This window comes from Gluconacetobacter sacchari (genome assembly GCF_014174255.1).
GTDB lineage: Bacteria > Pseudomonadota > Alphaproteobacteria > Acetobacterales > Acetobacteraceae > Gluconacetobacter > Gluconacetobacter sacchari.
In genome coordinates, this window is the sequence record NZ_JABEQJ010000003.1 from 13,328 (window position 1) to 28,615 (window position 15,288).

Here is a 15,288-nt window from a genome sequence, read left to right on the forward strand (position 1 = left end):
TTCGGTTTTTCCATGTCAGGGGTAATCGCCGTGGGGCGGGGTGCCGCGCGCCGGGAACAGCGCCTCGGCCCAGGCCGCGTGGCCTAGCAGCCGCTCGTCCCCGTCCCTTGGGCCCAGCAACTGGACGCCGACGGGCAGCCCGGACGGGCCGGCGAAGCCCGGCAGGGTGACGGTCGGCAGGCGCAGCAGGGTCCACAGCCGGCTGAAGCGGGGGCTGCCGGTGCCCGTGTCCGCCAGCGGGGCCTCGCCCGGTGCCGCCGGCGCCAGCAGCACGTCGTAGCGGCCGAACAGATCGGCCGCGCGGGCGCGCAGGGCCCGCGCGGCGACCAGCGCCGCGCGATAGGTGTCGTCGCCGATGCGTTGCCCGCTTTCGATCAACCCGGCGATCTGCGGGCTCAGCAGGGCGCGTCGGGCGCGATATTCCCAGGCCAGGGCCTGCGCGGCCTCGTAGCCCATGATCGTCGCGTGCAGGTCGCAGCCCGTGGCGAAGGGCGCCAGGTCGACCGGTTCGATCGCGGCATGGGCGGCCAGCAGGGCCGTGGCCCGGGACATGGCCCGACGGGTGCCGCCCTCGGCCTCGTTCCACCAGGGGGTGTGGCACAGGCCGATCCGGGCCGGGGCGCGCGGCGTGGTGGCTGGCGCGCCCGGCAGAGGCCCCTTCAGCACCGCGTCCGCCCGCGCGGCCGTCGCGACGTCGCGCGTCAGCGTGCCCAGCGTATCGAAGGAGGGCGCCAGCGCCTTCACGCCCGCCAGGGCATAACGCCCGTAGGATGGTTTGAACCCCACGATGCCGCAATAGGAGGCGGGGCGCGTCAGCGAAGCCGCGGTCTGCGACGCCAGGCCGATATCGGCCATGCCCGTCGCGACCGCGGCCGCCGAGCCGCTGGACGACCCGCCCGGCGTGCGCGCGGCGTCGAACGGATTGACGGTGGGGCCGGCGCGGAAGAAAGCGAATTCGGTCGTCACCGTCTTGCCCGCGCAGAGGGCCCCGCCCGCGCGCAGCAGGGCCACGCAGGCCGCGTCCGCCCCGGTGTGAAATCCGTCATAGATGGGCGATCCGTAGCCGGTCGGATAATCCTCGGTGGCGATGATGTCCTTGACGCCGATGGCGAGGCCGGCCAGCGGCCCGGCGGGCGCGCATGCGGCCTCGCGCCGCAGCAGGGCGGGGTCGTGGGCGGAAAATGCGCGGATACGGGCTTCCCGGGCCGCGATGCGGGCCAGGACCCGTTCGGCGCAGCGCGGGGCGGCGGCCTTGGCGGTCACAGGTCGATCACCAGCAGGGGGGAACGGGCGCGCGAGCAGCAGAGGGCGATCTGGTCGGTGCGTTCGTCGTCGGTGAGGTACGAATCCCGGTGGTCGGCCTCACCCTCCAGCATCGTGACGACGCAGGTGCCGCAGATGCCCTGCTCGCAACTGACCGGAACGCGGAGTCCGGCCCGTGCCAGGGCCGCGGTGATCGGTTCGTCGCCGCCGACGGCGACCCGCAGGCCGGCGCGCGCGGCTAGGACTTCGAAAGCCCCGCCGGCCGCGACCGGTCGGGCCGAGAACGCCTCGCGGTGGATGGCGTCGGGCGGCACGCCGGCGGCGCCTGCCGCGCGCGCGACATCCTCCATCAGGCCCGGCGGCCCGCAGACATAGACGGACAGCCCGGCCGTGCCCGCATGCGCCGCCGGCACGACGGACGGATCGAAACGTGGCGCATCCGCCTGGCTCCGGTCGTGGACCCGCACTCGCTCGGCGAAGGGCGTGCGCCGCAGCAGGGGCGCGAAGACCGGGTCGCGGGCGACATAATGCAGCACGAAGTCCCGCCCCTGGTCGTGCAGCGCATGGGCCATGGCGACCAGCGGGGTCACGCCGATGCCGCCGCCGACCAGCACCACCGGCCCGCTGCCGGGGCGCAGGGGGAAGAGGTTGCGGGGGGCGCCTGTCGCGAGTCGCGCGCCGGGGCGGACACGCGCATGCACGGCCCTGGAGCCGCCGCGCGAGTCCGGTTCCAGCAGGACAGCCAGGCGATAGCGATCCTGCCGCGCCGGATCGCCGCACAGCGAATACTGGCGCACCAGCCCGTCACCGAGGAAAAGATCGACATGCGCGCCGGCCTGCCACGCCGGCAGCAGGCCGGATTGCGGCCGCAGGTCGAACAGCACGACCTGGCCCAGGAGCGCGACCGTCTCGACGACGACGGTGATCCGGTCGGGCCGGGGCGCGGGGATGGTGTGCGACGGGATCGTGCTCACAGGATGTAGCTCACCGCCGTCAGGGCCTCGGTGGCGTCGAGCAGGCGGATGACCTTGCGATCGATCCTCAGCCCGTCGGAGGTCCGTGCCAGGCGATAGGTCAGGTTGGCGGCGTAGTCGCGCACGCGATGCTGCCGCAGTTCCTTCAGCAACTGGGCGCAGCGCACGGTGCAGGACGCCGCGCCGCATTCCAGCATCCGGGCGCGGCCGAGCAGCCTGATCGTGCGCGCGGGCGGCGCCGCCGAGATCGAGCGGCCGCCCAGCAGCCGCGCGACGCGCTTGCGGCGCATGGCGGCGTCGTCATACGCGTAGTTCAGCGTTGCCTCGAAATCCTCCTGGTCGGGGTCGATGGGAACGATGTATTTCGCCTCGGGCGTGTAGAGCGCGAGCCATTCGTGATAGGCGCCGTGATCGAGCAGGTCGGCTTCCAGCGTGATCAGGGCCATGGCCTCGTCGAGCGCGATGGTCATGCCGCGTCTTCTCCGGTCAGGGTGGCCAGCCACTGGCGATAGGCCGCGCGCATGCCGGTCTCGGCGCTGACGTCGCCGCGTGGATGCCCGTCCGGGCCCTGTGTTTCGCCCCCCAGGCCGCGATTGAGCAGGACCGGGATGCCGCGCCCGGCATGGGAGCCGCGCTGCACGCGGTCCCATGCCTCGGAATCGTCGGGGGTGCCGAAGCCCATCGGGCCCTGGAAATGCTCGTGCAGGCGCAGGCGCATCTGGTTGGCGATGTCGGGGCCGCCATCCATGCCGATGGCGATATGGCGGATTTCGGTCTGCGTCACGTCGAGCGGGCGCAGGACGCGGAAGAACGCCATCGAGCAAGCCAGGTTGGGGAACAGGTTGAGGTTGAAGCCGGTCCCCCCCACGGCGCGTACGATCCGCCGCACCTGCCCGGGCGGGTGATCGTGCGACAGCGCCGCCGCCAGTTCGCGGAACCGTTCGGGGATCGGTGCGTCGAGATCGGCCTCCAGATCGACCAGTTCGGGGATCATGACCATGACCGAATGGCCATGGCCCAGATCCTCGACGAACCCGTCGCCTTCGACGAAATTGAACGTATCCTGCGTTTCGTGGTCCACGGAATCCAGGAAGGATTTGTGGACGATCGGGAAATGATAGGCGTCGGTCGTGTTTTCGAGCTGGATCTTCCAGTTGCCGGGGAAGGTGAATTTATGCTCGCCCATCGTCTTGACCGGCCAGCCGGCGCCCTGTTTCATGAACAGGTCGATCCACGGTTTCGCCGCGCCCAGCCAGTTGTCCAGGTCGGGAATGGCGTGATCGAAGGTGGCGAAGATCAGGCCCTGATAGTCCGCGACCCGCAGGTTGACCAGCGGCAGGGATGCCTTGTCGAGCTGTCCGTCATAGCCGTCCACGTGCGGCACGCCGCGGAGGGCACCGTCCAGACCGTAGGCCCATCCATGATAGGGGCATACGAAACTGGCCGTACTGCCCTTTGCTTTCTCGCACACCGTCGCGGCGCGGTGGCGGCAGCGGTTGAGCATCACATGCACCGTGCCCTTGCGGTCGCGGGACACGATGACCGGATGCGCGCCGACGAACGTGGTGATGAAATCGCCGGGTTCGGGAATGTCGCTGTCATGCGCCACCCAGATCCAGTGATGCATGAAGATGCGGTCCATCTCCAGGGCGAACAGCGCCGGGTCGCTGTAGATCGAACCGTCGGCACGATCCGGCGCCAGGACCGTTCGGGGATCGGGCGGGTTGGTCATGATGTGCTCCATTCGAAGGAAAATCGGGATTCGGTCCTGGCCAGGTACCTAGAAATCGTGGCTCAGTTCGAATCCGGTCATCATCGGCGACGCCACGATGTTGTGTATGAAGGCGCCGCTGGGCTGCACGAAGAAGGCATTGAACTTGGAGAGGATGATGTAACGGTCGAGCGCGTTGTTGATGTAGAACGATGCCCGCCATCTCGGCCGCTTGTAGGTGATGCGCAGGTCCAGCCGGTTCCATGCGGGAATATCCAGGATCGGGTCGCTGGAGGTCGCGTTCGAACCGACATAGCTGCTGTCGACCCAGCGGAAATTGGCCTGGAACGCCAGGCTTTGTTCCGGCGCCAGCGGCACGGTGTAGGAACCCATCACGTCCGCCGTCCAGTCCGGCGTGCTGGGCAGGCGGTCGCCGGTGCGCACCACCGGGGTCAGGCCCGCGCCGGGATAGATGACGTAGTTGAGGAAGCGGCTCGCGGTGTAGGAGATGCTGCCGCTGATATTCAGCCGCTGCGTCACCTGCGCGTCCAGCCCGCCCTCGAAGCCCGTCACGCGGCTTGCCGCCGCGTTGGTGATCGCGTGCGAAGTGATGCCGTCTCGAATCACCGTCGACTGGACCTGCTGGTTCTTCATTTCGATATCGTATCCGGCGACCGTCAGGTTGACGCGGTGCGCGATCCGGAACTTGCCGCCGAGTTCGTAGTTGGTGGCTTTCTCGGGCGCGACCGGGGTGACGTCGCTGGGCAGGAACGGTGCCTTCTGGTAGCTGCCGGACTTGAAGCCCTGGGCGTAGCTGAAATAGATCGAGCCCAGATCGGGAAAGTCGTAGCGGAGCGAGGCCGACGGCGAGGCATTGTACCAGCCGTGCGAATTCTGCACCGGGCTGTTGAAGCTCTGCCAGCCGTTCTGCAAGCTGCTTCGGGGGGCGGTCAACACGCCGTTTACGGGCATGACGTAGCGCTCCAGCCCCGAGGCATCGACATGTTCCCATGTATAGCGCACGCCGGCATCGAGATGCAGGCGCTGCGTGATGGCGTAGCCCGCATGGACGAATCCGGCGATGCCGGTGCGGCGCAGGGCGACGATCTGCGAGTTCCAGAACCCGCTATAGAGTGACGGTGCGCCGCCATCGGGATCGTTGAGGTCTGCCAGGCTGTAGAAGCGGTTGCTGTATTCCCGGTCCTTGTAGGCCGAAATGCCGCCGCCCCAGGTCAGCCGGCGGGTGGGCAGGGAATCCAGCCGCAGGGTCTGGACCTTCGATTGCTGTTCCTCGTAGAGAACCTGGAGGTTGTTCTTGTATGCGGCGTTGCCGACGAAATCGATGGGCGCGTCGGAATAGGCTTCGCGCCACGAGGTGACCGAGGTGAGCGTGCCGAAGGGCAGGTGCCATTTCGCATTGATGCCAACGCCGTAATCGGCGCTGTCCGCCTGATAGGCCAGGTCGCCCAGGATGTCGTAGCAATGGCAGCTTGTCAGCGGGCCGCCGGCACTCTGGTTGCCGTTGTCGCGATGATAGTCGCCGATCAGGCGGATTTCGATCCTGTCTGTCGGAACGAAGCGGAATTCGGAACGGAAACCTGCATTCTGTTCGATTCCGGTATATTTTCCAAGGCGGATATGGCTGCCATAGAGGGCAACCAGATCCTGGCCCGGGAAATAGGGGTTCTGATACCGGGGGGATGAACCGGTATTTTTGAAATACCCGTCCGACCGTGTGTAGTAGGCCAGGAGCGAGCCGTATACCCCGCGCGCGATCCGACCGCTGACCATGGCCTGGACCTTGGCCGTGTTGTAGCTGCCATAGCCGACTTCCATCCGGCTGATGGTGCGATCGCCCGGCGCGCGGGTGGTGATGCTGACGGCGCCGGCCTCGGAATTGCGGCTGAACAGGACGTTTTCCGGACCCTTGTAGATATCCACCCGCGCCGGATCGAGGAAACCCATGTCGAAGCTGATCGCCGGCATGTAGATTTCGTCGACATAGGTGCCGGTGCCGGGTTCGAGCTGGGCGTTGTTGCCGACACCACGGATGACGAGCTGCTGCGATTCACCCGTGGGAGACAGCGAGCTTGTCGCCAGTGAGATGCCGGGGGTGATGCCCAGCAGGTCCTTCGTGTCCCGAATCCCCATTTCCTGCAATTGTTCGGAGGAATAGGACGACACCGATTGCGGCAGGTGGCGGATCCGGGCCGTCTGCCCGCTGGCGGTGACCGCGATCACCTCGCCTTGCGGCGGAGGCGGCGCCGCTCTCGACCTGCGCCCCTTGGCGACCGCTTTGGCGGGGGGAGGGGGATCCTGCGCCTCGGCGATGGAGGCATGGCCGACGAGCATGGCGGACGTGGCGATCACGGCCGCCATGGACCATTGTTGTCGCGGGTTTACAGCACGGCGGGGGCGCGCGGACATTGTAAATCCTTTTGGCGTTGGGGGCAAAGTCGGTTCGATGATTTATCGAACCATGTTTCGTATCCGGATACATCACTTTTCATATTAATTTTAGTTAATTTGTGCGTGCGCGTTCAGCCGCCCGGAAAGTGATCCCGGTCGGTTGTGTTGTGGAATGCGCTGCCGCCGATGCCGGCCGGTTGGCCGGTGGTGCGGGATCAGAAACGCCGGAGCTGTTCGAAGATTGTCTGGAGACGCGCGTTCATCGCGTCCATGTCGGTATCGGACAGGTCGCCGAATACGAACGAGAAGATCTGCCCGATTTCCGGTCGCAGGCGCTCGAGCGTTTCGCGGCCGTGATCGGTGATCGTGATGTGGATCGCGCGCCCGTCACCCTGCGACGTCGTGACCTGTACGAGCCCTTCCGCGGCCATGCGCTGGATGACCTTGGTCAGGGTGGACTGTTTCAGCACCGCCTCGTCCATCAATTGCGAAAGCGACGACATATCGCGCCGCGACAGGGCGGAGAGTACTTTCCATTGCGAGTGGTCCAGGCCGGCGCGCTTCAGGGCGCGCTCCGCCTTCAATCCGTGGAGGCTGGAGATGCGGCCCATCCAGTAGAACGGCGAGTCCTCGAGTTTGAAGTCGGGTGAGGACGGGGTTTTGCGGCGACCTGTCACGGTGTATTTTCACTCTTGTTGTAGGATCTGTATTTCCACTCGCAAGGTATATAGGAACAATCCACAAGATCCAACAGGCCCCATTTTTTAAAAAAACAGATCGTTCTGATACCGTTTAAGATAAAAAATACTACTTTCCCCGATCATTCGAATGGCAGCGATCTTTTCGGCGCGGGTTACAGGAGAGTGGTGCATGAATGTCGCTTCAAGTTGAACGCATAAGTTGAACAGTTCGGAAAGACCAAGAGACGAAGCCGCTCCACCGAGACGATGAATCGCCTCGATTCGATCCGTGTCGTTCCGAGACATTTCAATTTTCTCCAGGCGTTGCTCCAGTTGCCCGCAAAACACGTCAATGGCCCTGCATATGGCTTCCGGACCGGCATAGTTCATCTGGGCGGTCAGGAAGGCCGCGTCAAGAATTGGGCGCCGATTCTGAACGATATCAACTTGCCTGCCTCTGGAGGACCGGCCGAGGACATCAAGCACCATTGATCGCAGGTGCGATGGCCTGAACGGCTTGGCCAGAAAATCCTTGATCCCGGCGGCTTCCATTTTCGACGCGTCAGGCGTCGCATTCGCGGAAACTGCGATAATTGGCGTGCCACCGATTCTTCCGCCCAGGGAGCGGAGTCTTGCTGCGGTCTGGTATCCATCCAGGCCGGGCATGCGGAGGTCCAGCAACAGGAGATCGAACACATCCTGCTGCATCAGACGTATGGCGTCTTCTCCATTGTCAGTCGTGGTTATGTGCGCGCCGCATGCCCGAAGCCCCCATTCGATAACCAGCCTGTTTTCTTCCACGTCGTCGGCAACGAGGATGCGCGTGCCGGAAAGGGAGGGGGCAATCTGTTGTACTTCGGCGGTCTGTGTTGTGGAGTCCTGCTCACTCAGGGCCGCGCGAAGACTGGAGCGCCCTATGGGATAAAACTCGAGCTGACTATTCTCGAACAACACGCTGGGGAGCGTGTCGATAGTTTGCCCGATCGGACTGAATACGATGACGCGGGAACAGAGTGACCGGGCGCGCTGATACAGCTCGATCGCCGAGGGAGGACTGACGGAGAGCGGAAGGACTACCAACGCCGCGGTCCGCGACGGAGAGCCCGATAGCGCAGTTTCCCTGCCCGCCACCCGCGAAGCGATACCCAACCCGGCGCAGGCCGCCTCCAGGGCCGAACGTGTCCTGCTTTCCGGCCCCAGTATGATGACTTCGCTCACCGTCATGCCTGACGGCGGGGCGCTACAGGACCTTACCGGGAGGGCTACACTGAATGTGCTTCCATGATTTCGGGTACTATCGACGGTAATTCTGCCGCCCATGGCCTGTGCGAGACCTTGAGCAATGCTCAATCCCAGGCCGGTTCCGCTGGTCGCGTCGTCGGAGCCGGGGCTGAGCTTTGAAAATCGATCGAAAATCCGGTTTTGATCGGCCGGAGCGATGCCTATTCCGGTGTCCTGAATCGACAGAAGCAACTCGTGCTCATCATTCGTCACCACCAGGTCGACATTGATTTCAATCCATCCGGATCTGGTGAATTTTATGGAATTTCCGATAAGATTATACAAAATCTGCCGTAAACGCGTCGGATCGATCCGGATACTCTCCGGCAACCGTGGCGCATGGGTCAAAACGAACTCTATCCCTTTTCGGTGTCCCAGAGGCGCGAGGCTGCGGACGACTTCTTCGACAATGGCCTCGACATTCACTTCAATCGGAACAATCTTTAGTTCGTTTTCTTCTATTTTGGCGAAATCAAGCGTATCGTCGACAATGCTTGCAAGAGAATGTGCCGAATTTACAATATTGACCAGATATTTTTTGTCGAGATCGTTCGATTTTATCTCAAGAAGTAGTTCCGCCATGTTGATGATGGCATTCAGAGGGGTCCGGATTTCATGGCTCATTGTTGCCAGAAAACGGCTCTTGGCGTCATTCGCGGCCTGAGCAAGCCGCGCCGCGTCCAGAAGTTGCGTGTTTTTGGTCTCCAATTCAGCAGTGCGCTCCGCAACGCGACTCTCGAGTTGCCGATTGAGCGCTTCAAGGTCCGCATGCGATTTCTTGACCTCGGTGATATCGTGAGATGCGAAGACCGCCAGGATCCGACCGAAATATGAAACCCGCTTCGCGCTGACAATGATATCGCGCAGGTTGCCGCTTTGGGTCCGCATTCTTCCTTGCAGGTTGTCGACGTGGCCGTATTTCGTCAGTTGCCTTACAACTTCGGATCGGAACGAAGTGTTTTCCCAGATATTCATATCCTGCGCGGTTCTTCCGATCACATCGCCGCGCTGATACTCCATGGCGTTGAGCCAGGCGGGATTTACATCCAGATGCTCCCCCGTTTCCAGAACCGAAATAGCCGAGAGGCCGGGATTGAGCTGGAAGGCCTGGGCATGGATCAGATTCAAGGTCAGAGTGTCGTCACCCAGAAAAAGAATCGCTCCGCCTTCCGTTTCCCTGGTGAACGACGTTATTGGCTCAAGCCGATATCGAATGATCTTGTTTCGCCGTTTTAGACGAAGTGTCCCCTCGATCGCCGCGTTGCTGGAAAACCATGGGGATGATAGCGGGCCTGACTCTGGTTCAAGCCAATGTGTGATGGACCCCCCGGCTACGGGGGTGCCCTGAGCCGCCGCGACGACGTGGACAAATGAGGAACTGCAATAGGCAATGATACCTTCCGCGTTCAGGACGCCGAAGGCGATGGCGTTTACGGCAAGGTCACACACCGAACTCTCCCTCGTGGGTCTGATGGAATGCGAATTAACAAAATCATCATAAACTAAAATATCCTCATGACGGGATATTTATGTCGCACATTCGAGACAAATTGATGCCAAAATCATGGATTGAACCCGAACGATGTGTACAGAGCCATATGTTACAAGAGTTTCAATTTCCTCAGTCAAATCCTGTCTGTCTATATGATTTACTTAAGGCGGATCGTGGTGGAGATGAAAGCGGTCTTGGAATCGTAAGACTGCATGATGATTAGAGCGACTGTGAAAAAGAATTTTGTCCGCATGCTGGAAATATTTGGATTTTCAATGAAAAAAAGGGGGGCAAAGCGTCCTTTTTCTGTCGGTGATATGGTCCGTGTTCATACGGGATGGCCACGAAATTACGATCTCGATTTTATCGGGCGGATCGAAGACATTAAAGTCAAATTCGGCCCTGAAGATCATGCTCTTCCTTGTCGGGAGCGGCATCGTTTTGGAATCAAGCTTCCCTATTCCGGACTTTATTACTTCAGTGCCGTGGAAATTGCGCACCTTCATTAGGTCAGGTCGAGCAGGGTCTTGATCCGATCGTGCCTGAGGCGATCGTGACAGGCGGTGTCTCCTGGAGATGACGCGGTCGAAAACAGATTTCCTTTCCGATCCTGTCGCCGATCTTGGCGACTTACAGTCGCTTCGCTGTCAGCCTGTAACCAAACCCATGTACCGTCGCGATCGGGGAGGGGGTCGTATTATGGACGGCCTGTAGTTTGAGGCGCAGACGATAGATTGCCTTGTCGACGGCTCGGGTGGTGATATCTTCATCGTCACTCATGAGAAAGAGTATACGGTCCCGATGAAGTGGCTTGGTGGCATTGCTTATTAATGCGTCCAATATGCGAAATTCATTTTTGGTCAGGGAAACGGATTTTCCAGTACTGTTGAATATTTTTCTCGCACTCAGATCGACCGACCAGCCTTCGAAATGATAGGCAGTCGTGCCCTTGTCCGCGATTTTTGTGCCTTGTATCCGGAACGAAAGATTACGAACGCACGCGACGAGCTCTCGTGGATGGAGTGGCTTTTCCAGATATTGATCGACGGCGCTCTCCAGGGCCTTTAGTCGATCGGTTGCCTCGGCGCTGGAGGTAATGACGATGATGCCTGCGGAACTGACGTTTCGAAGCTCGGATATCAGTTCAAGAGCATTTCCGTCGGGAAGGCGAAGATCCAGTAGAATGATATCAAAACGCGCCTGATAGGCTTGTTGCCGCAGTTCGGATAACGTGCCCGCCGTTTTTACCGTAAAGCCGGCACCAATTAATATCGCACTATAAAGATCACGCGTAATCTCGTCATCTTCGACTAGTAGAAGTGTGGGTTTCGGATAATCGGAAATCATGGCCCGCAATATCTCTCCATTGGGCGGCGAATGCAACGACGAGTTGGACGAAACCAGCGCTTGCCAAATATCTCATCATTGAGATGAATATGTCGCAATTTTGGGATAAACATCTGATATCGAGACACGTTGACGGAGTTCTCGAACAAAGTGAGGGCGTGTTCAGGATCGAGTGTTCATTCTGAATTTTCTCGGGAAAGCGGTGATCGCTGCCCGGGATCACCGAGAACGCACAAAACGCGAGAATAGGTAGGGTTCCATTCAATTTAATAAGTAATTAACTATTCTTATTCCCATCAGTTCGTTTTGATAAGATAATAATGGCCCGCGCTATTCGGTCCGTTCCCGGAAAGGGCGCCTGCTGCGTTGGTTCACGAAAATATCCAATCTTTGCACTCAATCGTTATGCAATGAACAATGGTATCGAAATGGTCAGACCAGGGAAGAATATTGGGGGCGGGCGCCGTGGTGATTCCGGTGTGAAGGAGTGCTGGCGGCGGACAGTTTTCGTGCCTCGATCTCCCGCGTTGCGTATGACCGTCCGATGCCTGTCGCGACATGATCACGGAACGCAGTGAGGCGATTTGTCGATGCGGGACGACTATTATGGCGCTGGCATCACGGCTCTTGACGTGGCGGCGACGCTGCTCTGGACCGGGGGGTCCACCGCCATGGTTACAATTCGACGTCATATCGCACGCTGTCTGGAGGCGGGGGCGCCCGACGAAGCCGAATTCTGGCTCAAGGTGAGAAACCAGGTTGAGGCTTTGTTGGAAAAGGAAAAGAATTCCAACGGTTTGTCCCATTGAGACGGCATATATCCAAATGTGTCCGAAAGCGTCGATCTCATGGGGCGAGCAGATAAAGTGCAATTCAAGACAAGGATCGCAGAATGACAGGTAGGAGACTCGGAAGGATCATCACCGGCCTGATGATCGCGGGAGGAGTGTCCTATGGTGTGACTATCGCTTTTCTCGATCATTTCGATCACCAGGGGGCGCCGCGTATTCCTGCTGACAGCCCGTCTCGGCATGATCCCGTATCGATGAAGGCATTTGCTGCGTTCCAGGAAGCGCGATGCGACTACTGTCACGTGGCCGGCACCCGCCTGCCATTCTATTTCAGCCTGCCCCTGGCGAATCGGATCATGGAGCGGGATTTGACGCAGGGCCAGCGTCACTTCCAATTTCAGCCGTTGATCGTGGCGTTTCAGGCAGGAAAGCCGCCGTCGGTCGAACAATTGTCACGCATCGAGGAGGTCATCACCCAGAACCGCATGCCACCGTGGGCTTATCTCACCTTGCATTGGCATGCCTATCTGGATGCGCGACAGAGGCAGGATATTCTGGCCTGGATTGCTGATCAGCGTCGACGTTATTACGCGACCCCGGGCGTGGCACCGCAATTTGCCGGCGAAGTCATTCAGCCCATTCCGGACGAGGTGCCGGTCAATTGGCAGAAAGCCGAATTGGGACGGCAGTTGTTTTTCGACAACCGGCTGTCGGGTGACGGCACGTTGAACTGCGCAAGCTGTCATGGATTGAACAGCGGGGGCGCCGATCGCATGGTGACGGCGACCGGCATCGGCGGCCAGAAGGGGCCGATCAATACGCCGACAGTCTATAATGCCGTATTCAACATGGCACAATTCTGGAATGGGCGTGCCGCCGACCTGGCAGCGCAGGCGGCAGGACCTGTCACGAACCCGGTTGAAATGGGATCGCACGACTGGGCCACAGTCGCAGAGGCAGTCGCGGCCGTGCCGGATTATGCGGCAGCGTTTGAGAGCCTGTATGGACCAAACGCGGTGAATGAGAAGACCGTTACCAACGCGATCGCCGAATATGAAAAGACGCTGATTACCCCCAATAGTCGCTTCGATCTCTATCTGAGGGGCGATTCTGGTGCCTTGAGTGCGCAGGAAAAGCGGGGCTACGCGCGTTTCAAGCAGATTGGCTGCTCGGGTTGCCATAGCGGTGTCGCGGTTGGTGGGGATGCGTTCGAGATTCTGGGCTTGGAAGGGCCCTATTTTCAGGACCGCGATCGGCCGTTGACCCAGGCGGATCTCGGCCGATTCGCCGTGACGCAGTCGAAGGCCGACCTACAGCGCTTCAAGGTGCCGAACCTTCGCAACGTCGATCTGACGGCGCCCTATTTCCATGATGGCAGTGCGAAGACATTGGAGCAGGCCGTGCGGGTGATGGCACGCTATCAGACACAGGACAGGAATATTTCTGATCGGGATGTGACGGATATCACTGCGTTCCTGCGGACGTTGACGGGCAAATTCCAGGGAATGGACCTGAAGGACGTCCCGGCCAGGCCGCCTTTGCGCGGGAGGGGGTAACTGGGATGGTGCCAGTCTACCTGACGGCCGGCACCGGCCGAACCAAGATGGTTGGGATGCCAGGCGGGAATCGAACGCGATATTGAAAATATAGCCGATAATCTATCGCCTTTGATTATAAACTTATGAATCATGCAATATCTTGTCCCGCCATGCTTCGCATGACGAAACCGCGAGGGAATTGAAGTGGAAAGTACCGAACGCGGTATTCTTGATCTCGAAAAGTTGCATCAGTTCATTCTGATGACGGCGAGGGATCACGACATTCTTCGTGAGATAGGAGGCGTGCTCGAACGAGCCGTGCCGGGCGCGCTGGATGCGCTCTATGTCCAGATTCGCAAAACACCAGAAGTTAAAAGATTCTTTTCTTCCGATGCCAAGATCGAGAAGGCGAAACTTGCTCAGACGGCTCATTGGCGGGCGATACTGGCGGCGCGCTTCGATACGGATTACGTCGCCAATGTTCATGCCATTGGCGAGGTGCATGCCCGTATCGGTTTGACCCCGTTCTGGTATATCGGCGGCTACACGGTCATCCTGGACCAATTGCTTCGTTCCGTCATCGATGAGACGGTGGAGCATGAAAGCATCTTTCGGAGGTCGAGGGTTCGCCGGAAACTGACGGACCGGGTCGGCAGTCTGTGCAAGGCTGTCCTGGCGGAAATCGATCTTACGGTGGCATTCTATCTGGAGGAAATGGAAGCGGCGCGCGTCGAAATGCAGGCGGAGCGCGAACGCCTGGCACAGGAGGACCGTGCCGTTATCTCGGCGATCAGTACGGCCTTGACGGCTCTGGCGGACGGTGACTTGTCCTATCGTGTTACTGAATCGCTCCCGGAACGGGGAGAGACGTTGAAGAGGCATTTCAACGCCACCGCCGAACGGCTGGCCCAGAGCATGCAGAAAATCGCGCGGAACAGCCAGACCGTCATGGCGAATGCCGATGGTATTCGTAACGGTGCGGACAGTTTGTCCAGAGCGACCGAGCAGCAGGCTTTGGCCCAGGAGGAAATGACCGCGACGGTTGATCAGATCGCGCAAGGGGCGTCGGAGACGGCCGAGAAAACCGCACGGGCGTGTCAGTTGGCCGAGGCTGCGCGATCCGGTGCCGATCGGGCCGGCCATGTTGTGAGCGAGGCCGTGGAAGCCATCGGCCGGATCGAGCAGTCGTCTCAGGAAATTTCCAAGATTATCGACGTCATCAATACCATATCTCTACAGACCAATATGTTGGCGCTGAATGCCGGTGTCGAGGCAGCCCGGGCGGGTAATCATGGGCGTGGATTCGCCGTGGTCGCGACTGAAGTCCGAGCGCTCGCGCAGCGTTCCGCCGACGCGGGCAGGACGATCGCAGCGCTGATCAAGAGGGCCGGCGCGGAGGTGCAGGCCGGTGTTGCGTGTGTGCGTGAAACCGGTGAATCTCTGCGGAATATTGCGTCTCTGATCAGCGACATCGACGGTACCATCGCGACGATCGCCACGGCATCGCAGGCGCAGTCTGCGAGCCTGCGTGAAGTGAGTATAACGATTGGTGGCCTGGGGCAGACAACGCTGCAGAATGCGGCTGTTGCGGAACAGAGCGCCGCTGGAGCGCATAACCTGGTCGTCACGGCGGACGAACTGGAGCGGCTGGTCGCGGTATTCCAGTTGGCTGAAGGTGGTGGTGCAGCACGGCAACGCCCGGCACGCATAAAGCTTGTGGCACATAACGATCCGAATGGAAAATAGACGGATATATAAGGCGAGGTGGGACATTGGTGAAGACTGACGAGGTTGATTGGGAG

Annotated in this window: 12 protein-coding genes; 4 read left to right on the forward strand and 8 right to left on the reverse strand. The window is 60.4% G+C overall.

Annotated features, from left to right (window positions below; genetic code table 11):
- Positions 1 to 15: 15 nt before the first annotated feature.
- The 7 genes from HLH48_RS03200 to HLH48_RS03230 all read right to left on the reverse strand — a co-directional run bounded on the left by HLH48_RS03200 (position 16) and on the right by HLH48_RS03230 (position 9,767).
- Positions 16 to 1,263 carry an amidase gene (locus HLH48_RS03200; protein ID WP_182996069.1) on the reverse strand — a complete coding sequence of 416 codons (1,248 nt, stop codon included), beginning with the start codon at positions 1,261 to 1,263 and terminating at the stop codon, positions 16 to 18.
- On the reverse strand, positions 1,260 to 2,237 hold the full coding sequence (locus HLH48_RS03205) for a PDR/VanB family oxidoreductase (RefSeq protein WP_264812386.1): 978 nt from the start codon (positions 2,235 to 2,237) through the stop codon (positions 1,260 to 1,262). Before HLH48_RS03205 ends, HLH48_RS03200 begins: the two co-directional genes overlap by 4 nt.
- Entirely contained in the window at positions 2,234 to 2,707 is a 474-nt protein-coding gene (locus HLH48_RS03210) for an aromatic-ring-hydroxylating dioxygenase subunit beta (protein WP_182996070.1), read from the reverse strand. The genes HLH48_RS03205 and HLH48_RS03210 overlap by 4 nt, the downstream gene beginning before the upstream one ends.
- Positions 2,704 to 3,969 carry an aromatic ring-hydroxylating oxygenase subunit alpha gene (locus HLH48_RS03215; protein ID WP_182996071.1) on the reverse strand — a complete coding sequence of 422 codons (1,266 nt, stop codon included), beginning with the start codon at positions 3,967 to 3,969 and terminating at the stop codon, positions 2,704 to 2,706. Before HLH48_RS03215 ends, HLH48_RS03210 begins: the two co-directional genes overlap by 4 nt.
- Before the next feature lie 48 nt (positions 3,970 to 4,017).
- Positions 4,018 to 6,327, reverse strand: a complete 2,310-nt coding sequence (locus HLH48_RS03220; protein ID WP_182996072.1) for a TonB-dependent receptor — start codon at positions 6,325 to 6,327, stop codon at positions 4,018 to 4,020.
- 245 nt (positions 6,328 to 6,572) lie between these two features.
- A complete protein-coding gene (locus tag HLH48_RS23105) occupies positions 6,573 to 7,034 on the reverse strand; it encodes a MarR family winged helix-turn-helix transcriptional regulator (protein WP_182996073.1) in 462 nt (153 codons plus the stop codon).
- 87 nt (positions 7,035 to 7,121) lie between these two features.
- Positions 7,122 to 9,767, reverse strand: a complete 2,646-nt coding sequence (locus tag HLH48_RS03230) for an ATP-binding protein (RefSeq protein WP_182996074.1) — start codon at positions 9,765 to 9,767, stop codon at positions 7,122 to 7,124.
- 255 nt (positions 9,768 to 10,022) lie between these two features.
- On the opposite strand from HLH48_RS03230, the gene HLH48_RS03235 reads away from it, so the two are divergent.
- Entirely contained in the window at positions 10,023 to 10,319 is a 297-nt protein-coding gene (locus HLH48_RS03235) for a hypothetical protein (protein WP_182996075.1), read from the forward strand.
- Between the two features lie 121 nt (positions 10,320 to 10,440).
- On the opposite strand, the gene HLH48_RS03240 is transcribed toward HLH48_RS03235, so the two are convergent.
- Entirely contained in the window at positions 10,441 to 11,157 is a 717-nt protein-coding gene (locus tag HLH48_RS03240; RefSeq protein WP_182996076.1) for a response regulator transcription factor, read from the reverse strand.
- Positions 11,158 to 11,747: 590 nt separating this feature from the next.
- On the opposite strand from HLH48_RS03240, the gene HLH48_RS03245 reads away from it, so the two are divergent.
- The 3 genes from HLH48_RS03245 to HLH48_RS03255 all read left to right on the forward strand — a co-directional run bounded on the left by HLH48_RS03245 (position 11,748) and on the right by HLH48_RS03255 (position 15,232).
- Positions 11,748 to 11,966 (forward strand): hypothetical protein, encoded by a 219-nt coding sequence (locus HLH48_RS03245; protein ID WP_182996077.1) that lies wholly within the window; start codon positions 11,748 to 11,750, stop codon positions 11,964 to 11,966.
- 83 nt (positions 11,967 to 12,049) lie between these two features.
- The gene (locus HLH48_RS03250; RefSeq protein ID WP_182996078.1) at positions 12,050 to 13,504 is read left to right on the forward strand and encodes a cytochrome-c peroxidase; all 1,455 of its coding nucleotides are present in this window, start codon (positions 12,050 to 12,052) and stop codon (positions 13,502 to 13,504) included.
- Positions 13,505 to 13,690: 186 nt separating this feature from the next.
- Positions 13,691 to 15,232, forward strand: a complete 1,542-nt coding sequence (locus HLH48_RS03255) for a globin-coupled sensor protein (RefSeq protein WP_182996079.1) — start codon at positions 13,691 to 13,693, stop codon at positions 15,230 to 15,232.
- The last annotated feature ends 56 nt before the right edge of the window (positions 15,233 to 15,288 follow it).

Coding starts and splice junctions, on each gene's coding strand:
- HLH48_RS03245 (WP_182996077.1), top strand. CDS start 11,748: ATGCGGGACGACTATTATGGCGCTGGCATCACGGCTCTTGACGTGGCG.
- HLH48_RS03235 (WP_182996075.1), top strand. CDS start 10,023: ATGATGATTAGAGCGACTGTGAAAAAGAATTTTGTCCGCATGCTGGAA.
- HLH48_RS03250 (WP_182996078.1), top strand. CDS start 12,050: ATGACAGGTAGGAGACTCGGAAGGATCATCACCGGCCTGATGATCGCG.
- HLH48_RS03210 (WP_182996070.1), bottom strand. CDS start 2,707: ATGACCATCGCGCTCGACGAGGCCATGGCCCTGATCACGCTGGAAGCC.
- HLH48_RS03240 (WP_182996076.1), bottom strand. CDS start 11,157: ATGATTTCCGATTATCCGAAACCCACACTTCTACTAGTCGAAGATGAC.
- HLH48_RS03220 (WP_182996072.1), bottom strand. CDS start 6,327: ATGGCGGCCGTGATCGCCACGTCCGCCATGCTCGTCGGCCATGCCTCC.
- HLH48_RS03215 (WP_182996071.1), bottom strand. CDS start 3,969: ATGACCAACCCGCCCGATCCCCGAACGGTCCTGGCGCCGGATCGTGCC.